Below are 20,859 nucleotides of genomic sequence, written 5' to 3'. Positions count from 1 at the left end.
AGGAATAACGCAATGAGCGGAAAAAGAGCGGTGATTACCGGCATTGGCTGCATTACGCCGATCGGAACCGGTGCAAGCGGCATGTGGGAAGGAGTCCGCAGGGGGGAGAGCGCCGTTAAGGGCATTGACCGGTTTGCCCCGGTCGGGCTGCAGAGCCGGATCGCGGCGCAGGTGAGCGGCTTCAACCCGACCGATTATATGGACAAAAGCAGCGCGCACCGTATGGACCGCTATTCGCAGCTGGCCGTGGCCGCAGGCGCGCTTGCGCTAAAGGATGCCGGCTTGAGTGTGGACAGAGGGTTTGCGGAGCCGGAGCGGGCGGGAATCTTCATGGGCAGCGCGCTCGGGGGAATCGCATATGCGGATGAACAAAGCGGACAGTTCCAAGCAAGCGGCATCCGGTCGCTGTCTCCAACGCTCGGCTTCTCCGTATTCGGCGGTGCGGCCTCGTGCAATATGGCGATGGAATTCGGCTTTACCGGTCCCAATGAGACGAACGCGATGTCATGTGCTTCCGGCGCCGTCGCGATCGGAAGGGCGCTGCAGGCGATCCGCAGAGGAGAAGCGGACGTCATCCTGGCCGGCGGGGCGGAAGCGCCGCTGTCGCCGCTTGCATTCGGCGCCTACGACCGGCTCGGTACGATGTCGGTCCGCAACGACGAGCCCGGACTTGCCAGCCGTCCATTCGACCGCAATCGCGACGGATTTGTAATGGGGGAAGGATCGGCGGTGCTCGTCATTGAAGAAGAGGGACACGCCCGGGCTCGCGGGGCGCGCATCATTGCGGAGTTGGCGGGATTTGCGGTGAGCAGTGACGCGCATCAGATGGATAGCCCGTTGCCATGCGGCACGCAGGCTGCGCGTGCGCTGCGGCAAGCGCTGCTCGATGCGGATATGGTGCCCGAAGAGGTCGGCTACATTAATGCGCACGGTTCATCCACGCAGCTGAGCGATGTGACGGAATCTAAAGTGATCCGCACCGTCTTCGGCAGCCGGCCGGTGAAAGTCAGCGGCACGAAAGGGCTGTACGGCCATCCGCTTGGAGCGTCCGGTGCTATCGAAGCGGCCATAACATGTCTGGCGCTGCGGGACGGCTGGCTGCCGCCGACCGCCAATTTGCAGGAGCCGGACAACGAAGCGGAACTGGAGCTTGTCATCCAGGAAGGAAGAGAAGCGAATATCGCAGCGGCGCTGTCCAATTCGTACGGCTTCGGCGGCATTAACGCAACGCTAGCTTTTCGCAGAAGATGACGATCCGCAAGCAGCAGCGCTATGCTCCAAATCGTACCCAAAAAAGGGCCGTCCTCCGAAAAATCGCATAAGCGATCTCGAGGACAGGCCCTTCTTCATTTATTCGGCGATATCCGCCCAAAAATCTTCATCCGCGTCTAGCGTAATTTGGGAGCGGAATACCCGCTTCCCGTATTGTTTGTACATATATTGCTCGATTGCTTCGAGCAGGTTCGCTTCAACCAAATATTGAGATCTTCCCTGTACCCATACTTCAGCCGTGAACCCGTACTCTTCGTCCCAGGAGAGCTGGGCCTCCACATCGGAAGGCGACACTCCTTTGCGATCGGCGATATTCAGGCAGATGGCGTTAATAATTTCATCGGTGTAGATCCGCATTGTTTAATATGGTCTCCGCTGGTCCGCTTTGCGGCGGTTCCGGAAGTAAACGAAAACGGAACGGATCGCGGCGAACAGCACGAACAGCGCGAGCAGATTAACGATCAATCCCAAGAAGTTGCCGAAAAAGCCCATTCCGCCAAACATGCTGCCGAACAGCAGGCCGGCCAGTCCGCCGATCATAAGACCTTTCATCAGGCTGCCGCCGCTGAAAAATCCTGGCTTGGTGTTTGCGCCGGATGCGGCCGTGCTGCCGCTCTTCGTGCCGGAGCTGGCGCTGCCCGTGTCGCTTGACTTGCTTGGCGTCGACGTGAAGCTTTGCTTAGGAGATTTCAGTCCTCCGCGCGGCTTTGCGTCGGCGGCGTTTGCAGCCGTAAACGCAAAAAACACCGTAAATGCAATCAACATCAGCAATCCTTTTTTCATCCTTTACTTCCCCTCCTGGTTCTTGTGCAAACAATAAATCGTTGCCAATATGCAGTAATACGACTAAGATGAACAAAGGTTTCAATATTATTATTTTCCCGGATCGGGCTAATATTACAACGGGGAATGCTTCGCGCGCAATGCCTGCGCATCAATTTCCAGGAGGAGAAAATGAACGTTTATCCCGACGCTTATGTCGCTTATTTAGTGGAATTCCACGTTACTCGAGACTATTTCGAATGTCATGAATTGCTGGAAGAGTATTGGAAGGATCATCCGGCCGACGGGAAATCCCGGTTATGGGTCGGTCTTATACAGCTTGCAGTCGGACAATATCATCACCGCAGAGGCAACGTAAGGGGGGCATACAAAATATACCGCCAGGCGCTGCTTCGCCTGAGTCCGGCAAATTTGGCCGAAGCCGGATTGGACGGAGGCGTACTGCTGCCCGCCGTGAACGACATCGCCGGCGCGCTGGAACGCGGCGAGCCGCTGCCGTACCGGCCGTGGAGCATGCCGATCGCCAATTCGGAGCTTGAGGAGCGCTGCCGCAGCGCCTGCCGGCGGCTCGGACTTAATTGGGATGCAGGGGTGACAATCCCGGTGGAGGAAGTGGTACACCGGCATAAGCTGCGCGACCGGAGCGCGGTTCTGGAGGCGAGACGAAAGTCGCTTGAAGCGAAGAACGCGTTAAGGAGAAAATGTTAAGCCGTGACCGGGCTGCCGGGGCTGCGGTGGAAATAAAAAAAAAGGGCGCGCCGGTTAAGGCGTGTCCGTTTTTTGCATGTGTGAGACGTATCAAATTTGCAGTAACCTTACTTCGTAAGGGAGGCTCTCTTTTTCTGCTCCTCATACCCTTCCACGACAAGATCCAGCTGGCCGGTCTCCGGATGGATAATCATGCCGTGCACCGGAACGTCGACCGGCAGCAGCGGGTGGTTGCGGACGATATTGACACTGTTTTCGACGCTTTCTTTCACATTGTCGAAGCCGCGCAGCCAGCGCATCAGGCTCATGCCGGAATTTTGGATCGTTGAAATCGTCTGCTCGGAAACGCCCCGTTCAACCATTTTGTTGACCGTGCGCTCCGGGTTCATCCCCGTCATTCCGCATTCGTAGTGGCCGATAATGATCACTTCGTCGGCATTGAGCTCGTAGACGGCCACCAAAATGCTGCGCATAATGTTGCCGAACGGCTGCGTGACGATCGCGCCCGCGTTTTTAATGATTTTGACGTCGCCGTTGCGCAGGTTCAGCGCTTTGGGCAGAAGCTCGGTCAGGCGCGTGTCCATACAGGTGACGATGACCATCTTCTTATCGGGGAATTTGCCGGTAAGGTAAGCCTCGTATTGTTTTTCCTCGACGAATTTCTTGTTAAAATCCAGAATTTGTTCCAGTCTGTTCAATTTCGGACCTCCTAAAATATGATGATCGCTAGAAGATATTCAAGAAACGATTTAAGTCCGCATAAACCGCAATTCGTTCGTATAAATTTGATTGTCGCTTTTCAGCGTGAACGAACGGCGCTGCGGGCTGTAGTCGATTGTCAGCTTCGGTTCGAAAAAAACTTCGTATCTCGGCTGATATAACACCTCGAACGGGTCGCCTTGCCCGCGAACGTCGTCCTTCTCGCCTTCCTGGACGAGCATCAGCGCCGGGACGCCGCTTACGACGCAGCCGCAGCCTTCCGTATCGTAAAGCAGCTTCAGAGAGCGCTCTCCGTCCTGCAGGTGCGGCTTCAATTGATCGACCGCCGAATCCGTGAACGTAATATGCATGGTAAAACCCCCTTAAGGTTCAAAATACCGAACATATGTTCCAAACATAACCGTTAGCTCCGAATTGCACTATAACGTTTATTACCCTAATTCTCGCACTTTAATTCGTCAAGTCCGGTCCGAACCGGCTTGTTATGGTTGATTATAGTAGTTCCAAAAAGTATGATCAAGTGGAAGCCGCAATTGGAAAATAATCACTTTGGAAAGGCGGAGAGGCAAAATGACGGAAACCGGCAGCGTGAACCTTCAGCATTTCAAAGATACGATCCGCAAAATCAGCCGTTATGACGAGGCGCTCAACGTACTTTATTGGGATCTTCGGACAGGAGCGCCGCGCAAAGGGGCGGACACCCGCTCGGAAGTAATCGGCACGCTTTCGGCCGACAAGTTCAAGCTGTCCACCTCGGAGGAGCTGGGCGGACTGCTTGCCGCTCTCGAGGAACCGGAGCAATTCGGACGGCTCGGGGAAATCGACCGCAGACTGGTGCAGGAGACACGCAAAGATTATGACCGCAGCGTCAAAATTCCGCCGAAGCTGTACCAGGAATATGTCGTGCTCACGTCCCAGTCGGAGTCGGCTTGGGAGGAAGCGAAGGCGTCCGGGGATTATGACGGTTTTCAGCCTTACTTGGATAAAATCATTCATTATACAAATCAGTTTATCGATTTGTGGGGGGCGGGCGATACCCGCTACGATACGCTGCTGGACCTGTACGAGCCCGGCATGACGACCGCCAAGCTCGATGTCGTATTCGGCGGCTTAAGGGAGAAGCTTGTGCCGCTGGCGGCCGCCATAGCGGAAAGCGCCCACCGTCCAGATACCGGCTTTTTGCGGCAAACATACGACAAACAGGCGCAAAAATCGTTCAGCTTGTACATTCTGGAGCAGATGGGGTTCGATTTCGGCGCGGGCAGACTCGACGAGAGCGTCCATCCGTTTGCGACGGGGCTGAGTCCCGGCGACGTCCGCATTACGACCCGCTATTTGGAGAATGACGTCATGAGCGCGCTGTTCGGGACGATTCACGAGGGCGGCCACGCCCTGTACGAGCAAAATATACGCCCCGAGCTGATCGGCACGACGCTGTGCGGCGGCACGTCGATGGGAATCCACGAATCGCAGTCGCGTTTCTGGGAAAATGTGATCGGCCGCAGCCGTCCGTTCTGGGAGCGTTATTTGAGCGAGCTGCAGCAGCGCTTTCCGGGGAGGCTGGACGTAGACGCCGAGCGGTTTTACCGGGCGATCAACGTCGTCGAGCCGGGGCTGATCCGGATTGAAGCGGATGAGCTTACGTATAATCTTCATATCATGATCCGCTATGAAATCGAAAAGATGATATTTAACGATGGGGTGAAAGCGGCCGACCTGCCCGCCATATGGAATGACAAGTATCGCGACTATCTCGGCATCGTTCCCGCAAACAACAGAGAAGGCGTGCTGCAGGATGTGCACTGGTCGGGCGGGGCATTCGGTTATTTCCCGTCGTACTCGCTCGGAAATATGTACGCGGCGCAAATGACGGTTGCGATGGAAAAGGAGCTGCCCGGCATGTGGGAGTTGGTCGGATCGGGGGAGCTGCAGCCGCTCAAGGAATGGCTTACCGGCAAAGTATACCAATACGGGAAGCTGCGCACGCCTTCGGAAATTATCGAGGGCATCAGCGGCAAGCCGCTGGATTCGGCTTATTTGGTCGCCTATCTGGAGAAGAAATACAAAGATATCTACCGAATCTAAGAAGCCGCCCGCAAGCAGCAGCTCAAAGCTCATCTGCGCCGTCATTTGGCGTTAGATGAGCTTCTTTATGTTGGAAGAGGGCCGCCAAAGCGGATGGAAGCAAGCGAACGAACGGGAAAAAGAAGAGGCATTTCTGTCCGGCGCCGCTCATAGAGTAGAAAGGGAAAAATTCGTTGCGTCCCGGGAAAGAAACAGTCACCCTAGACGAATGTCCTGCATACACTTTAATTGAATGATTGTATGGAGGAGGTAAAGCAATGACATTTGCAGATAAACAGCTTCAAGCTAGAGAGATAATAACGAAAGCTGTCTGCGGCAAAGGTCGTAAGTTTTCGACGGTAACCCATACCGTAACGCCCCCTCACCGCCCCACCAGCATTCTGGGAGCATGGGTAATCAACCACCAGTATGAAGCGGTTCGGTCGGGGGACGGCGTCGAGGTTATCGGATCTTACGATATCAACATTTGGTATTCGTATAACAAAAACTCCCAAACGGACGTCGCCAAGGAAACGGTTTCCTATGTGGAAAATGTTCCGCTTTCTTATGTGGATCCGAAGCATCGTGCTTCCACGGAAGAAGTGTCTGCGGATTCCACGCAGGAGCCGAACTGTATCGAAGCCAATGTTTCTGCGAACGGACAATCGGTCGCCGTACGGGTGGAACGGGAATTTTCGGTGGAAATGGTTGCCGAAACGAAAGTTTGCGTCGCTGTCATCCCGGGCGGTTGCGACGACCTGGACGGCAAAGACGGCAAATACAGTTACGGCGAGAGCAGCGATTTCGACGATCTGGATCCGGATCTGCTGGACGACGAGCTGTAATCCGGTATCTGCGGCTGCGTTTCATACGGTATGTTATGCGGCTGCGGGAGCAGATTCGAGGGCGAAAGCCCTCTTTTTTTTAAATATCAAAAAAAATTTTGCTTTATCCTTTTCTGATATTATATATGCGAAACGAAGCTCTCCCATAAAATGGGAAGGCGATAGCCGTTTCTGCTTGGAAAATATGAAAGAAGTGATGACGCTTTTTCAATGACTTCGTTTAGGCAGCAAAATTTGTTATTCGTAAAATGGAGCGACAATGAACATGAAGAAGGGGCGGTGACTTAAGCGATGTCCGGATCAACGTGGCTGTGGGATGGGGGCGGCAGCGGCGTGTACCGGTCCAATCCGGCGATATGTGCCGGTCTGCCCGAGGCGGGTGCGGACGGATGGCCGGATGGCCGCGATGCGGTGTTCGTATGGGGAGCCGCCCCCCTTCCGGCTTGCTGGAGAAATGCTGCTAACCGCGATGATGCAGGGGGCAGCCGCGCTGCAGCCGGCTTCGCGGCCGAAGCGCCGAACCCTCCTGGAGGAGAGCGGCCGGCGGCTCTATGGATTTTGAACGCGGGGGCGGCTTCCGCCGCATCGCTGCCGGAGACGGAATGGAGGCGGCGTCTTCGCCGCTGCGGCATGGCGGCCCCCGAACGGCCGCCGGCGGACGTCCGCAGGTACCGGGTCGCCGTATTTCATCTTGAGGCGGTACATATCCGGCGTTTATTGGGCGGTTTCACCTCGCGGACGATGACGCCCGGGAGCGGCTGGACGCCCGATGTTGACGCCGGAAGGGGGATCCGCCTGCAAGGCGGCGGCAATGCGGCGAAGTCTCCGCTGCTGCGGCGGCTTGGCGCGGCTGCGGTCAGCGCCGTTTATGCGCTCGGACTGGACGCCGCTTCAGTCGACTTGGATATGGACGACAACGACCGAATCTTTGTGCGGCAGTTTCGCCTGCCGGGAGCCGAAGGCCGTCCGGACGGGGAGTTTGATTTGGAAACGGACGTCATTCTGGACGCGCTGCGTAAATTCGCCGATGATTACCGCAGCGCCTGCAGCAGCGGCGCCGTTTCCGGGAGCGGAGGAGGCGTGCTGCTCGGGGCCGACCCCGAGTTTGTGCTGCTTAAGGCGGACGGCCGGATCGCTTCGGCTGCCCGTCTTGGCGGATTGGGCAGTCCGGTCGGAAGCGACGTCGTGCTTTCGCGACGGCGGCTCGTTCATCCGGTTGCGGAGCTTCGCCCGGAGCCGGCCGACAATCCGCAGCGGCTGGCGGCAAATGTGCGCCGCCTGCTTGGACAGGCGGCGGCGCTGATGGGGGAAGCGCCGCTGCGGATGCTTGCCGGGGCGATGCCGGTGCCCGGCCTTGCGCTGGGAGGCCACTTGCATTTAAGCGGCGTATGGCTGTCGTCGCGATTGCTGCGGGCGCTGGACAGCTACGTCGCGCTGCCGCTTGCGATGGCGGAAGACCCGCGCGGCCGGGCGCGGCGGCCGCGGTACGGCATGCTCGGCGACTTCCGCATGCAGCCGCACGGCGGCTTCGAGTACCGTACGCTTCCGAGCTGGCTCGTATCGCCGGTAGCCGCCAAAGCCGCTTTCGCGTTTGCTTTGCTGGCGGCGGAGGACATGTGGACGCTCCGTTTTTTTCCGTCGCTTGACGAGCCGTTTGCGGAAGCCTACTATGCGGGCAATGTCCCGGCGCTGCGGGGCTGTTTGGACGGACTGGAGCGCGAAATCCGCTCCGCGCCTTCCTACAGCCGCTACGCCGTATGGATCGATCCGTTTCTGCGGGCGCTGCGGCAGGGGGGGAGCTGGGATGAAACGGTCGATATTAGGGACAAATGGCGGCTGCGGAAACCGGCAGGACCGCTGGCTGCAGAGGGAGCGGAGCGATGAACCGGCGAGTTCGCGGTTTGCACTGCCCGCGACAGTCAAACGGTTACACCGCGGCGGCTGTTTCTGATATAATAACTATCTGATGTTTAAAGAGTGCGAACACGGAATGGCCGCCTGTGCGGCCGCTTCGATAACGAGACCAATCGATTAATAGGAGGGGCGGCATGGCTAGTTATACCCCGATGATAGAACAATATCTTGCCGTCAAGGAGGAAGCGAAGGACGCCTTTCTGTTTTTCCGCCTTGGCGATTTTTACGAGCTGTTTTTTCAGGATGCGGTTTTAGCCGCCCGCGAGCTCGATATTACGCTGACCGGCAGAGCCGGAGGCGCGGAGGAAAAAATTCCGATGTGCGGCGTTCCCTACCATTCGGCCGACAACTATATCGCGCGGCTGATCGAAAAAGGATATAAAGTCGCCATCTGCGAGCAGGTGGAGGATCCGGCGGCGGCCAAAGGCGTCGTGCGCCGCGAAATCGTGCGCGTCGTTACGCCGGGCACGGTCATGGAAAGCAAGTCGCTGACGGATGAGGCGAACAACTTTATCGTATCGGCCGCCGCGGAGGGCGCATCCTATGCGATTGCCGCCTGCGATTTGACGACGGGCGAGCTGTATGTGACGTCGTGCGAAGAAAGCTTTGACCCGCTTGTCGATGAACTGGGCGTGTATCACCCGGCGGAAATTGTGACGGAAGCCGCGATGACGGAGCAGCTGCGGAACCGGACCGCGTCCTGGAACCGTCTGGTGCTGCTGTCCGAGCGCGCTCCGATGGACAAAGACCGTCTGGAGGCACATTTCTCGGAAGATCAGCTGAGCGGTTTGGCGGCAATCCGCGTGAAGGCGGTCGCTCTCCTGCTCGCTTACTTGGACGAGACGCAAAAAAGATCGCTCGCCCACGTCCGCTCCGTCCGCAGCTATGAACCGAGCCATTATCTCGTGCTGGACCCGTTTACGCGGCGCAATCTGGAGCTGACGGAAACGGTGCAGAGCCGTTCGAAGAAAGGCTCGCTGCTGTGGCTGCTCGATAAGACGGAAACGTCGATGGGCGCGCGGCTGCTGCGGCGCTGGATCGACAAGCCGCTGCTCAGCCGGGATCCGGTGGAGAAGCGGCTCGAAGCGGTGGACAAGCTTTGCTCCGATTTGATTTTGCGCGAAGATGTCCGGCGGGAGCTGGACGGCATTTACGATTTGGAACGGCTTGTCGGGCGGGTCGCCTTCGGCTCGGCGAACGGACGGGATTTGAACGCGCTCAAGCAGTCGCTGCGTCACGTGCCGGCGCTGCGCGAGCTATGCGCCGTGTCGGGCTCGGCGACGCTGGCGGCGCTCGTTGCGCGTATTGACGATTGCCGCGATTTGGCGGATACGATTGAAACGGTCGTCATCGACGATCCCCCGGTTTCCGTCCGCGACGGCGGACTGATTCGCTCGGGTTATGACGAGTATCTCGACCGTCTGCGCGGGGCGAGCACGGACGGCAAAAAGTGGCTGGCCGACCTGGAACGCCGGGAGCGGGAAGCGACCGGCATCAAATCGCTCAAAATCGGCTATAACAAAGTATTCGGCTATTTCTTGGAAGTGTCGAAGGCGAACCTGTCGCTGCTGCCCGAAGGCCGCTACGAACGGAAGCAGACGCTCGCGAACGCCGAGCGGTTCGTTACGCCGGAGCTGAAGGAGAAAGAGCGCCTGATTCTGGAAGCCGAAGAAAAAATGGTCGACGTGGAATACCGCATTTTTATGGAGCTGAGGGATCATCTGGCCTCGCAGCTGCACCGTTTGCAGAAGCTGGCGGAGATGATCGCGACGCTGGACGCGCTGCAGTCGCTGGCGACGGTCAGCGCGGAGCGGCGGTACGTGAAGCCGCAGCTGACGGACGGTTACGATCTGATCGTGGAGCAGGGGCGGCACCCGGTCGTCGAAGCGGTCATGGAAGGGAAGCCGTTTATTGCGAACGGAACGGCGCTGACCGCGGAAGAAGCTTCGATGCTGCTCATTACCGGCCCGAACATGGCTGGCAAGAGCACTTATATGCGGCAGGTCGCGCTCATTTGCATCATGGCGCAGATCGGCTGTTTTGTGCCGGCCAAATCCGCCGTTGTCCCGCTGCTCGACCGGATTTTCACGCGCATCGGGGCGGCGGACGACTTGATCGGCGGGCAGAGCACGTTTATGGTCGAAATGAAAGATATCCAGATTATGACTTCCAAGGCGACGCCGCGCAGCCTCGTCATTATCGACGAGCTCGGCCGCGGCACCTCCACGGCGGAAGGAATGTCAATTGCGCAGGCGGTGATCGAATACGTTCATCACCGGATCGGATGCAAGGCGCTCGTATCGACCCATTTTCACGAATTGGCTCATTTGGAAGAAACGCTGCCGAAGCTGCGCAACGCCTGCATGGCGGTGCGCGAGAGCGACGGCGACGTGACGTTTCTGCGGCGTCTTGTTCCGGGTGCGGCAAGCACCAGCTACGGCATCTATTGCGCGCGCCTCGCCGGCCTGCCCGAGCGGATTATCGACCGGGCGTACGAGCTGCTGGAGGACGCTAACGCGGGACATGCTTCCGATGCCGCGATTGACGAGGCGGAAGGTACGGACGGAGAGACGGCAGCCCGAAAGCAGCCTGCTTATGCGGGTGCGGCAAGCGGGGCGCTGCTGCAGGGAAGCGCGGCCCGGGAAGCTTCGGCCGCAGCGGAGGACGCAGCCACGGCTGCCAGCGGGAAATCCGGTTCGCACGATGCATATGAGCCGGGATATAGCCGGGATCCGCAGCTCGCGCAGGCCATCGCCGCTGACCGAACCGCCGCTACGGAAACGTCCGCGATAAAAGAAACGGCGGCTGGCCCGGAATCGTATGCGATGAAAGAGACTGCGGCTGCCGCCGGCGCCGAACGCAGCGGAGAGATTGTGCAGCTTTCGATTTTTGACGATCCGGCGCTGACGGAGCTTTCGGTTTCGAAGCGGAGGGGCAGCGCCAAAGCCGAGCAGCTCGCGGAAGGGCTGCGCAAGCTCGATCTGCTGAATATGACGCCGCTGCAGGCGATTCAGTGGCTGAGCGATATGAAATCGAAGCTGGCGGAATAATGGAATAATACGGTTTGCGCAAAGCCGGGAGGAGGGAAATGAAGATGGGCATCATTCGGGTGCTGGACGAGCAGCTGGCTAACCAGATTGCGGCCGGCGAAGTGGTCGAAAGGCCGGCATCGGTCGTGAAGGAGCTGGTGGAAAACGCGGTTGACGCGGGGGCGACGACAATTGACATTGCCGTAGAGGAAGGCGGTCTGCAGCTGATCCGGGTGACGGACAACGGCTCGGGCATTCAGCATGAAGATATGGAGATCGCCTTTAGCAGGCATGCAACGAGCAAAATTCAATCCGACCGCGATTTGTTCCGGATCGCAAGTCTCGGCTTTAGAGGAGAGGCGCTGCCAAGTATCGCGGCGGTGGCGCGCGTAAGCTGCGTCTCATCGGCCGAAGACAGCGGACTCGGGCGGCTGATCCGGATGGAAGGCGGCAAGCTGACCGCCGACGAGCATGCAGGCGCCTCGCAAGGGACGGACATGAGCGTCAGCGATCTCTTCTTCAACACCCCCGCCCGGCTGAAATATATGAAATCGATCCAGACCGAGCTGGGGCATATATCGGACTATGTGTACCGGATTGCGCTGGCGCACCCGGGCATCGCTTTTTCGCTCACCCACAACGGCGGTTCGCTGCTGCGCACGCGCGGAGACGGCGACCGTCTGCAGGTGATCGCGGCCGTCTACGGAACGAATACGGCCAAAGCGATGATACCGGTCCAGGGCGACCACCCGGATTACGATCTGCAAGGATTCATATCCAAGCCGGAGCTTACACGGGCGAACCGCAACGGGATCACGACGATTGTGAACGGGCGATACATACGCAGTTATGCGGTGCAGCAGGCGCTGCTCCAGGCTTATCATACGCTGCTGCCGATTAACCGGTTTCCTTTGGCCGTGCTGGAAATCGGCATGCATCCGGGGCTGGTCGACGTAAACGTTCATCCGTCCAAGCTGGAGGTGCGCTTCAGCAAAGAGGCGGAGCTGCGGGAGTTCGTCGAGCACGTCGCAGGGGAAGCGCTAGGCAAAAGGCGCCATATCCCCGGCCCGGATGCAGGACGCGCGGAAAATTCCAAGCCGGTATTTAAGCAGGAAGAGATCCGCTTTCACCGGCCGGAATCCGCGTTTGCCCCGGACCGGGCAAATGCGGGAGGCACCGGCCGCAAGCCGGCAGAGCCGGGCTGGGCGCCAAAAGGTTACCGGAACGACCGCAGGGACGATGCGCCGGCTTCGCCGCCGATTCCCCGCGACGCCGCGGAGCGGCTCTACGGGCGGGTGCAACCGGAAGGGGCGCTCTTCCGGGAAGCGGGCGCCGATTGGACGGCGGGACGGTTGCCGGCCCGGGCAGCAGACGCAAATGCGGAAACCGTCGCAGCGGAAACTGCGGCGGCAAGCGCCGCCGCTTCGCCGCTGCAGGCTGCGCCTTATCCCGATGCGGACGAAAAAAAGAACGCCGCGGACAGCTCTGCGATCCTCTCCGACGACGGTGCCGCGATCTTCTCCGGCGACAGTGCTGCGGTCCCCTCCGAAGACAGTGCTGCCGTCCGTTCCGCGGACAGCGCTGCCGGCACTTATGCGGCCGAAACGGGTACCGCCACCGAAGGCGCCGGCGACTTTCCGGAATTGTCATGGGTCGGCCAGCTGCACGGCACCTATCTGATCGCGCAAAATGCGGACGGCATGTATTTGATCGACCAGCATGCCGCGCACGAGCGAATCAACTATGAATATTATTACCGCAAGTTCGGCACTCCCCTAGCTGCGAGCCAGCAGCTGATCGTGCCGTTTACGCTCGAGTATACGAGCTCGGAGGCTGCAAATCTTACCCAGCTGCTGCCGCTGCTGACGGAGGCCGGAGTCGAGCTCGAGCCTTTCGGCACGAATGCGTTTCTCGTCCGCTCGCACCCCGAATGGCTTCCGAAAGGCGACGAACAGTCCGTTATCGCCGAGATCGTCGAATGGGTGCTGTCTGAAAAAAAAGCGGTCGACATTGCAAAGCTGCGCGAGAAATCGGCCATATTATGCTCGTGCAAGGCGTCGATTAAAGCGAACGACCGGATGAACAGGGAAGAAGGGGAATTCCTGCTTGCGCGGCTCGCCGCCTGCAGCCAGCCGTATACGTGCCCGCACGGCCGCCCCATTCTCGTCCATATATCAACCTATCAACTGGAAAAAATGTTTAAGCGGGTGATGTAATGATTGTAACAACAACCGAAAAGCCGTCGGCGTCGGCCCGGCTTAAGGCTGCGGAGCTCGCCGGGGAGCTCGGAGGCAAGCTGGTCGAGCGTCGGAACCGGACGCTTAAGCAGCTGTCCGAGCGCTATAGCGATGCGGAGCTGCTCGTCGTCACAAGCGGCGAGCTCCGTTATTACCGCGAAGCATCGGAGACGCCGCTCTATTTTCACCCCAGCATGGCATACGTGCGCGTCAAGCGGCTGCGCAAAGGAGAGCGCGATCCCCTTGTGGAGCTGTCGGGTTGCCGCCCAGGCGATTCGGTGCTGGACTGCACGGCGGGTCTTGGTTCGGACGCTGTCGTGTTTTCTTATGCCGCCGGCCCGGAAGGCGCAGTGACGGCGCTGGAGAGCGAACCGGTGCTTTGCGCCGTCGTCCGCGAAGGGCTGAAGTCGTACCGGACGGAGCTCCCCGATGTGAACGAGGCACTGCGGCGCATCGAAATGGTGTGCGCCGATCATGCGTCGTATTTGACATCACTCCCCGACAACAGCTTCGATATCGTTTATTTCGACCCGATGTTCCGCCAGCCGGTGACGGAATCGAGCGCGCTCGAGCCGCTTCGCGCTCTGGCTAACCATGAGGCCCTTTCGCCTGAAACAATCGCCCAAGCGGTACGGGTGGCGCGCAAAAAAGTGGTTATTAAAGAAAAAAACAACAGCCCGGAATTTGAACGGCTCGGCTTTGAGCGCTGTCCCGTCAAGAAAACGTCCGCTGTCGGTTATGGAGTGATAATGATTGAACCCAAGCAATGCAAGCAGCCCACCTAATGACAATAGCAGCCGTAACGGCGGCCCGGGGCTTAATGGTGTCCGCCCCGCAGGAATCGCTGCGGAAAACCGCAAGGCCGCGGGAGATAAGCCCCGGCTGCTTGTGCTGATCGGCCCGACCGCCATCGGCAAGACGGAACTGAGCCTTACGCTTGCCAAGTCGCTGAATGCGGAAATTATTTCCGGCGATTCAATGCAGGTTTACCGGGGTATGAATATTGGGACTGCGAAAATTCCCGAAGAGCAGCGGCAGGGGATTCCGCATCACCTGATTGATATCCGCGATCCGGAGGAGCCTTATTCCGCTGCGGATTTTCAGGAAGCGTGCACCTCTTTGATCGCTGATATAACGGCAAGAGGCAATCTCCCTTTTATTGTGGGAGGCACGGGACTTTACATTGAATCGGTCTGCTACGGTTACCGCTTCTCCGAAGCGAGCGCGGACGAGGCATTCCGCGAGGAGCAGCAGCGCTACGCCGATACGTACGGACCCGAGGCGCTGCATGCAAAGCTTGGTGCTGTCGATCCCGAATCTGCCGAGAGGCTTCATCCGAACGATACCCGCCGGATTATTCGCGCGCTTGAGGTCCACCATCTGACCGGAGAAACGAAATCCGCCCATCTTGCCGGACAAAAAAAAGAATCGCCCTACGAAGTTTGTATTATCGGTCTTGCGATGGATCGCGCCAAGCTGTACCGGCGCATCGAGCAGCGGGTCGATCTTATGCTGGAACAGGGGTTGGTGCAAGAAGTCGAGGAATTGCTCCGCACGGGCGTATCAACAAGCGCGGTCGCCATGCAGGGGCTTGGATATAAAGAAATGATCCCCTACTTGGAAGGGGAGCGGACTTTGGAGGAGTCTGTCGCACTGCTGAAGCGGGATACCCGTCGGTTTGCCAAACGCCAGCTCTCCTGGTTTCGCCATATGGACAATATTCACTGGATTGAAGCGGAACAAAATTTAGACAAGAAATTACAGCTGATTCATGCTATAATAGCAGGAAAGTTTTAGCTGAGTCTTGAATAACACTACTAATTCCAATTTTTCCGACGGGGGTAACACGCAAATGAATAAATCAATCAACATTCAGGATACGTTCTTAAACCAGCTTCGCAAAGACAGCATTCCGGTTACGGTATACCTGACGAACGGGTTTCAAATCCGCGGTGTTATCCGAGCATTCGACAACTTCACCATTGTGATCGATACGGACGGCCGTCAACAAATGGTGTACAAACATGCCATCTCGACTTTTACGCCTCAACGCAACGTTTCGCTTATGCAGGACAGCCCCGTGGAGTCTTGAGGAGACGGCACAAACGGACCATTTGAAACTTTATCGGTGAATGTCGCGTTTAATTGGATAGCGGAAATAACGAACAGCCCGCTGGTGCAGCAGGGTTGTTCTTTTTTTCCGGGGCAATACTATAAATGGAGTCATCAGGAGTTCGACATATAGAAGAAGGGAGTCAACCATGGCTGATCAACCAAGAAGAGCATCGAAAAAGAGAAACCAGAAAGTTCGCAAAGGCAGCCGCGGAAAGAAATGGTTTTACGGTTTGTTTTTTACGGCTGCGCTTGCGGTCGTGTGCGGCATTATCGGATATTTGCTTATCATTTTGAACGGGGAGCGCATTCTTGCCGAAAACCAAAGCAAGCTGGAGCTGACCGAGGCATCGATCGTGTATGACACGAGCGGCAATCAGGTGGCCCGCTTGGCAAATGAAAACTACGAGAACGTCGAGTATTCCGAAATTCCCGAGCTGCTTAAGCAAGCTGTTATCGCAACTGAGGATAAGCGGTTCGAAGAGCATGCCGGCATCGACCTGTACGGTATCGGCCGCGCGCTCGTCAAAGACATCATCGCCCGCAGCGCGGTTGAGGGGGCCAGCACGATCACCCAGCAGCTTGCGCGAAATTTGTTCCTGAACCGGGACAAAACGTTTTTCCGCAAAGCGACGGAAGCTTCCATTGCGGTCGCGCTGGAGAACAAGCTGACGAAAGATGAAATATTGACGATGTATTTAAACCGGATTTATTACGGCAACCGGATGTACGGCGTGAAGCTGGCGGCAAAATATTACTTCAACAGCAGCCTGAACGATTTGAAGCTGTGGCAGATCGCCACGCTCGCCGCCATTCCGAAGGCGCCCAACTACTACAATCCGGAGGATGATCCCGAACGTTCGATGCAGCGCAGGGCGGTCGTGCTGCAGCTGATGTATGAGCAGGGAATTATTACGAAACAGCAAATGGATGAAGCAAAGGCTGTCGTTTACAAGCCGATTGATCACAATACAAGCACGGTAAAAAACAAGTTCCCTTCTTTCGTCGATTACGCGGTGAAAGAGGCGATCGCGCAAACCGGATTAACCGAAGACGAGCTTCAGCTCGGCGGGTATAAAATCTATACGACGCTGAACGCCAACGCTCAGCAATCGGTTGAAGACGAATTTGCCGACGACGACAATTTTGAACAAAGTCCGGACGACCAACTGCAGCAGGCTGCGATGGTTATTATGGACCACAGCACGGGCGGCATCAAAGCGATGCTCGGCGGACGCGGATATGTGCGCAAGGGGCTCAACCGGGTAACGGTTCCGCGCCAGCCGGGGTCTTCGTTCAAGCCGATTACCGTCTACGGGCCCGCCTTGGACACAGGCGATTATTTCCCGTGGTCGACGCTGCGGGACGATAAAAAATGCTACGGCAATTACTGCCCTACGGATTCCAACAGAATCAAATATATCGGTCCCGTGTCGATGAGCCAGTCGGTCAAGGAATCGCGCAACGCTTCCGCGGTATGGCTGCTGAACGAAATCGGCATTAACAAAGGCGTCGAATTTGCCGAAAGGCTTGGCATTCCGCTTTCGGAAAACGACCGGAATTTGTCCATCGGGCTTGGCGGTTTGACGAACGGGGTGACGCCGCTGCAAATGGCGACGGCGTACAGCGCGTTTGCCAATGACGGAATATCGGTGGAGGCTCATACGATTTCGAAAATCGTGGGCTACAATGGCGAAACGGTATATGAGTTCAAGGATAAATCATCCGAGCAGGTCATGAAGCCGTCGAGCGCCGCTTATATGACGGAAATTTTGCAGGGTGTCGTTTCCCGGGGAGGCACGGGCAGCGGAGCGGCCATCGATCGCCCTGTAGCAGGCAAGACGGGGACGACACAGCACGGCATAAGCGGACTTCGTTCCAGCTACAACCGCGATGCCTGGTTTGTAGGGTACACGCCGGAATGGACGGCTGCCGTTTGGATGGGGTATGATAAAACGGATAAGGAGCATCTGCTCAAGAAAAGCAGCAAGCAGGCGGCGGCCATGTTTGCCGAAGTGATGTCAAAGGCGATGAAAGATGTGCCGAAGACCGGGTTTAAATCGCCGCAAACGGATGACCGGCCGGATCAGAGCCAAGACCAGCCGTCCGCAGTGCAAGGTCTAAGCGCGTCTTACGATAAAGATCAAGCGGCGGTGAATTTAAGCTGGGATACGGTGAACGGCGACAATCTCTCATACCGGATATACCGCAAGGCTTCCGGTGAGTCTGATTATTCGCGCATCATCGATTCTGCAACCAATAACGCTAAAGATATGAACATTGCCCCGGGGATGACGTACGAATATTACGTCACCGCCTATAATTCCGTAAACGATAAGGAAAGCGACCGATCGTCCGCTGTCCGCCTCGAAATTCCTGCCGAAACGTTGAATCCGGAAACGTTGCCTCCTGATGCCGGAGGCGGCGGGGATATGGTTGAACCGGTCCCCGGCCCGGACGGCAACGGGAATGGGAACGGTAAAGGCAATGGCAATGGCAAAGGGAAAGACGGCGGGAATGGAAACGGGAAAGACAGCGAAGGCGGCTTTTCCGAAGGCACTGACAGCGGCGGTCCGACCGGAGCCGACAGCGGAAACGGATCGGCCGATGGAGATCAGGGCACAAACGGCGGTACGGAGACTCCTGCCGACGTTCCGCCCGTTGAAGGAGAAGGCGAAACCGGCGTAGAGCCGGTACCGAGCGCCGAAACGGCTGTCCCGGATACAACCGATTCCGGCGCCGCGGGCGAGTCAACGAATTGACCGTTGACACGGGAGCCAAGGGGGAAAGAAAGAAGGTAGCAACAAATGGATAAACGACGCTCCATGTCAATAGTATCGGTTTCGATTGCGATCCTTGCCATCCTCGTTGCAGGATGCGGCCAAGAAAGAATTTCCGGACTGGCCAAAAGCGGAGGCTCGAAAGCGGTCTACAGTCAAATGCCGGATTTGAATGTCAATCCGAACAAATCGTATGTCGCTTACGTCAGCACGACGAAGGGTGACTTTACGATCAAACTGTTTGCGAAAGAAGCCCCGATCACGGTGAACAATTTCATTTTCCTGGCGCAGCATCATTTTTATAACGGATTGAAGTTTCACCGCATTATCGATGACTTCATGATACAGACCGGCGATCCTAAGGGAGACGGCACCGGCGGCCCGGGATATACGATTCCGGACGAATTCGACACGGAGTTGAAGTTCAAGGAAGGCATTGTGGCGATGGCGAACACCGGCCAGCCCAATTCGGGCGGCAGCCAGTTCTTTATTTGCACCGGCAGCGACGCGGACAATTTGAATAAAGAGCCGAAATACTCCATCTTCGGCACCATTGAAAGCGGCATGGAGACGGTAAAAAATATTGCCGGAACCCCCGTTGAGGAGGGGCCGGGCAATACAATCAAAAGCAAGCCGACCGAAGAGGTCCTAATCAACTCCATCGTCATCAAAAGCGAATAAGCTAGCCTAATTAGTCCGGACTGCGGCAAAACCGCAGTCCGGGCTTATTTTTTTTCGAAAACCGGATTTGTATCCTTAACTTAGCCGTTCATTCGGCGGCATCGCCGTTTGTGTCAATTGATTGTGTCCTGAAAGTGAATGAAAAGTGAACGATTTGTGACGCGCCTTAATATACTGTATCAGATGGATTCGGACTCACGATCAACGAGGGGGGATGAAGGTGAAACCAAACCGGACGCATGAGCGTATGTGCCGTATGCTTCGCCTGTTCGCTTGGACGTCGGTGGCGATCGGTATGCTGTTATGTCTGTTTTTCGGCAATCCGTTTCGCGATACCAATACGTGGTTGATGATTGGAATTGGATTTCTGGTCGCGTCGCCGGTGCTGTTTCTTGTCGAAGCGGTGTTCCGTATTACAGAAGATTATGGATCAAAAAACGACAAAAATAGCCCAAACAGCTGATTGCAAACGCTTACCAGGTAAAATAATGCAAAAAACAAAACTTTTGTTGAACAAAATATTACGAAAATCGTACGAAAATGAGACGGATTCGTAAAAAGGGACGCCGAACAGCGTCCTTTTTGGTATGCTATGAAAGATGGTTGAAATGCACCGAACATGGTTAACTTGATTAAGGACATTTTATCGTTAACCGGAACAAGGATTGGACAAAGATAAGGAGATGAACCTGATGTGGAAAGCCCGCAAGCGGCTCCGGAACATCGCAGCGATTGCGATGGGAGTAATTGCAATGGCCGCACTTACGGGGTGTGACGCCAATTTGCTCGTTTTTGATTCAAAGGGACCGGTTGCAGCAGAAATCGAGAGCCTCATTTGGATTTCCATCCTCCTGTGCGCGGTTATCGTCATTCCGGTAATCGGATTGTTCGCGTTTATCGTCTGGCGCTACAGGGACAAGCCCGGCAATAAAGCGCCGTACAAACCGGACTGGTCGCACAGCACGACGCTCGAAACGATCTGGTGGGGGATACCGATCGTCATCATTATTTTGCTTGGATTTTTCACGGTCCGGACCACTTATGCGTTGGTTGAGCCGCCTAAAGACACCAAGGCGGAGCCGATTACGATTCAAGTGACCTCTTTGGACTGGAAATGGTTGTTTCAATACCCCGATCTAGGGATTGCAACGGTCAATTACCTTCATATTCCCGAAGATGTGCCGATTCAGTTCGTGATGACTTCAGATGCCGCGATGAACTCCTTCTGGGTTCCGCAGCTCGCAGGTCAGATGTACACGATGCCCGGCATGGCGATGAGAATGTGGGTTCAAGCCGATGAGCCCGGCGTATTCTCGGGCAAAGGCGCCAATTTTTCCGGCGAATATTTTGAAAGAATGCAGTTCAATGTTGTTTCCCAAACGGAAAGTGAATTCAATAATTGGGTTGCGGAATCGAAAAAGTCCACTCAGACGCTTGATCAAGCCGCCTATGCGAAGCTTTCGGAGAAAAACACAATGGGCGAGCAGACGTTCGGGTCGATGGATCAGAATTTGTTTGCCCAAATCGTCCTGAAGAACGGAGGCCACCATCATCCGAACAACGGACTCGATATCCGCGGCCAGTTCCCGCTTCACGGAACCGATTCGGACGGCGCAGATCATTCGGGCGGCTCTGCGGACGGCAACCATGATATGTCCAATATGAATCATGATATGTCCGATAAGGACATGCACAAATAGGCGGGCCAGGGAGG

At 56.7% G+C, this 20,859-nt stretch carries 18 protein-coding genes; 14 read left to right on the top strand and 4 right to left on the bottom strand.

The window, feature by feature from the left end:
- Positions 1-12: 12 nt before the first annotated feature.
- Positions 13-1,251, top strand: a complete 1,239-nt coding sequence (locus VN24_RS24300) for a beta-ketoacyl-[acyl-carrier-protein] synthase family protein (RefSeq protein ID WP_045672524.1) — start codon at positions 13-15, stop codon at positions 1,249-1,251.
- Positions 1,252-1,350: 99 nt separating this feature from the next.
- Here VN24_RS24300 and VN24_RS24295 read toward each other — a convergent pair whose 3' ends face one another.
- Complete coding sequence (locus tag VN24_RS24295) at positions 1,351-1,629, bottom strand: YxcD family protein (protein ID WP_045672523.1); 279 nt, start codon at positions 1,627-1,629, stop codon at positions 1,351-1,353.
- Positions 1,630-1,632: 3 nt separating this feature from the next.
- Complete coding sequence (locus tag VN24_RS24290; RefSeq protein ID WP_045672522.1) at positions 1,633-2,055, bottom strand: membrane protein; 423 nt, start codon at positions 2,053-2,055, stop codon at positions 1,633-1,635.
- A gap of 171 nt (positions 2,056-2,226) precedes the next feature.
- Between VN24_RS24290 and VN24_RS24285 the strand changes: the two genes are divergently transcribed.
- Complete coding sequence (locus VN24_RS24285; protein ID WP_045672521.1) at positions 2,227-2,763, top strand: DUF309 domain-containing protein; 537 nt, start codon at positions 2,227-2,229, stop codon at positions 2,761-2,763.
- A 107-nt stretch (positions 2,764-2,870) separates the two neighbouring features.
- Here VN24_RS24285 and VN24_RS24280 read toward each other — a convergent pair whose 3' ends face one another.
- A complete protein-coding gene (locus tag VN24_RS24280) occupies positions 2,871-3,461 on the bottom strand; it encodes a beta-class carbonic anhydrase (RefSeq protein WP_045672520.1) in 591 nt (196 codons plus the stop codon).
- A 51-nt stretch (positions 3,462-3,512) separates the two neighbouring features.
- Complete coding sequence (locus tag VN24_RS24275; protein WP_045672519.1) at positions 3,513-3,833, bottom strand: iron-sulfur cluster biosynthesis family protein; 321 nt, start codon at positions 3,831-3,833, stop codon at positions 3,513-3,515.
- Positions 3,834-4,053: 220 nt separating this feature from the next.
- On the opposite strand from VN24_RS24275, the gene VN24_RS24270 reads away from it, so the two are divergent.
- From VN24_RS24270 to VN24_RS24215, 12 genes are all read left to right on the top strand, one after another.
- Entirely contained in the window at positions 4,054-5,568 is a 1,515-nt protein-coding gene (locus VN24_RS24270; protein WP_045672518.1) for a carboxypeptidase M32, read from the top strand.
- Between the two features lie 257 nt (positions 5,569-5,825).
- Complete coding sequence (locus tag VN24_RS24265; protein WP_045672517.1) at positions 5,826-6,392, top strand: outer spore coat protein CotE; 567 nt, start codon at positions 5,826-5,828, stop codon at positions 6,390-6,392.
- Between the two features lie 291 nt (positions 6,393-6,683).
- A complete protein-coding gene (locus tag VN24_RS24260; protein WP_052703135.1) occupies positions 6,684-8,276 on the top strand; it encodes a putative amidoligase domain-containing protein in 1,593 nt (530 codons plus the stop codon).
- Positions 8,277-8,440: 164 nt separating this feature from the next.
- On the top strand, positions 8,441-11,356 hold the full coding sequence (mutS, locus tag VN24_RS24255; protein WP_045672516.1) for a DNA mismatch repair protein MutS: 2,916 nt from the start codon (positions 8,441-8,443) through the stop codon (positions 11,354-11,356).
- A 44-nt stretch (positions 11,357-11,400) separates the two neighbouring features.
- Positions 11,401-13,551: a DNA mismatch repair endonuclease MutL gene (gene mutL / locus VN24_RS24250; protein WP_045672515.1), complete on the top strand. Its 2,151-nt coding sequence runs from the start codon at positions 11,401-11,403 to the stop codon at positions 13,549-13,551.
- Positions 13,551-14,357: a class I SAM-dependent methyltransferase gene (locus VN24_RS24245; protein WP_045672514.1), complete on the top strand. Its 807-nt coding sequence runs from the start codon at positions 13,551-13,553 to the stop codon at positions 14,355-14,357. The genes mutL and VN24_RS24245 overlap by 1 nt, the downstream gene beginning before the upstream one ends.
- A 55-nt stretch (positions 14,358-14,412) precedes the next feature.
- Positions 14,413-15,369, top strand: a complete 957-nt coding sequence (gene miaA, locus VN24_RS24240) for a tRNA (adenosine(37)-N6)-dimethylallyltransferase MiaA (protein WP_045673665.1) — start codon at positions 14,413-14,415, stop codon at positions 15,367-15,369.
- A 55-nt stretch (positions 15,370-15,424) separates the two neighbouring features.
- Positions 15,425-15,664 (top strand): RNA chaperone Hfq, encoded by a 240-nt coding sequence (gene hfq, locus VN24_RS24235; RefSeq protein WP_045672513.1) that lies wholly within the window; start codon positions 15,425-15,427, stop codon positions 15,662-15,664.
- 169 nt (positions 15,665-15,833) lie between these two features.
- On the top strand, positions 15,834-18,446 hold the full coding sequence (locus VN24_RS24230; RefSeq protein WP_082084116.1) for a penicillin-binding protein 1A: 2,613 nt from the start codon (positions 15,834-15,836) through the stop codon (positions 18,444-18,446).
- Positions 18,447-18,491: 45 nt separating this feature from the next.
- Entirely contained in the window at positions 18,492-19,145 is a 654-nt protein-coding gene (locus VN24_RS24225; protein ID WP_045672512.1) for a peptidylprolyl isomerase, read from the top strand.
- A gap of 220 nt (positions 19,146-19,365) precedes the next feature.
- Complete coding sequence (locus VN24_RS24220) at positions 19,366-19,608, top strand: hypothetical protein (RefSeq protein WP_052703134.1); 243 nt, start codon at positions 19,366-19,368, stop codon at positions 19,606-19,608.
- A gap of 229 nt (positions 19,609-19,837) precedes the next feature.
- On the top strand, positions 19,838-20,845 hold the full coding sequence (locus tag VN24_RS24215) for a ubiquinol oxidase subunit II (RefSeq protein ID WP_052703133.1): 1,008 nt from the start codon (positions 19,838-19,840) through the stop codon (positions 20,843-20,845).
- Positions 20,846-20,859: the final 14 nt, after the last annotated feature.

The sequence above is a fragment of the Paenibacillus beijingensis genome (assembly GCF_000961095.1).
GTDB lineage: Bacteria > Bacillota > Bacilli > Paenibacillales > Paenibacillaceae > Paenibacillus_O > Paenibacillus_O beijingensis.
Note: the sequence above shows the minus strand (reverse complement) of the source record. Positions and strands in the feature narration are given on the sequence as shown.

Bases quoted from the DNA above. Each gene is read 5' to 3' on its own strand.
- VN24_RS24300 (WP_045672524.1), top strand. From the start codon at position 13: ATGAGCGGAAAAAGAGCGGTGATTACCGGCATTGGCTGCATTACGCCG.
- VN24_RS24295 (WP_045672523.1), bottom strand. From the start codon at position 1,629: ATGCGGATCTACACCGATGAAATTATTAACGCCATCTGCCTGAATATC.
- VN24_RS24290 (WP_045672522.1), bottom strand. From the start codon at position 2,055: ATGAAAAAAGGATTGCTGATGTTGATTGCATTTACGGTGTTTTTTGCG.
- VN24_RS24285 (WP_045672521.1), top strand. From the start codon at position 2,227: ATGAACGTTTATCCCGACGCTTATGTCGCTTATTTAGTGGAATTCCAC.
- VN24_RS24275 (WP_045672519.1), bottom strand. From the start codon at position 3,833: ATGCATATTACGTTCACGGATTCGGCGGTCGATCAATTGAAGCCGCAC.
- VN24_RS24270 (WP_045672518.1), top strand. From the start codon at position 4,054: ATGACGGAAACCGGCAGCGTGAACCTTCAGCATTTCAAAGATACGATC.
- VN24_RS24265 (WP_045672517.1), top strand. From the start codon at position 5,826: ATGACATTTGCAGATAAACAGCTTCAAGCTAGAGAGATAATAACGAAA.
- VN24_RS24260 (WP_052703135.1), top strand. From the start codon at position 6,684: ATGTCCGGATCAACGTGGCTGTGGGATGGGGGCGGCAGCGGCGTGTAC.
- mutS (WP_045672516.1), top strand. From the start codon at position 8,441: ATGGCTAGTTATACCCCGATGATAGAACAATATCTTGCCGTCAAGGAG.
- mutL (WP_045672515.1), top strand. From the start codon at position 11,401: ATGGGCATCATTCGGGTGCTGGACGAGCAGCTGGCTAACCAGATTGCG.
- VN24_RS24245 (WP_045672514.1), top strand. From the start codon at position 13,551: ATGATTGTAACAACAACCGAAAAGCCGTCGGCGTCGGCCCGGCTTAAG.
- hfq (WP_045672513.1), top strand. From the start codon at position 15,425: ATGAATAAATCAATCAACATTCAGGATACGTTCTTAAACCAGCTTCGC.
- VN24_RS24230 (WP_082084116.1), top strand. From the start codon at position 15,834: ATGGCTGATCAACCAAGAAGAGCATCGAAAAAGAGAAACCAGAAAGTT.
- VN24_RS24225 (WP_045672512.1), top strand. From the start codon at position 18,492: ATGGATAAACGACGCTCCATGTCAATAGTATCGGTTTCGATTGCGATC.
- VN24_RS24215 (WP_052703133.1), top strand. From the start codon at position 19,838: ATGTGGAAAGCCCGCAAGCGGCTCCGGAACATCGCAGCGATTGCGATG.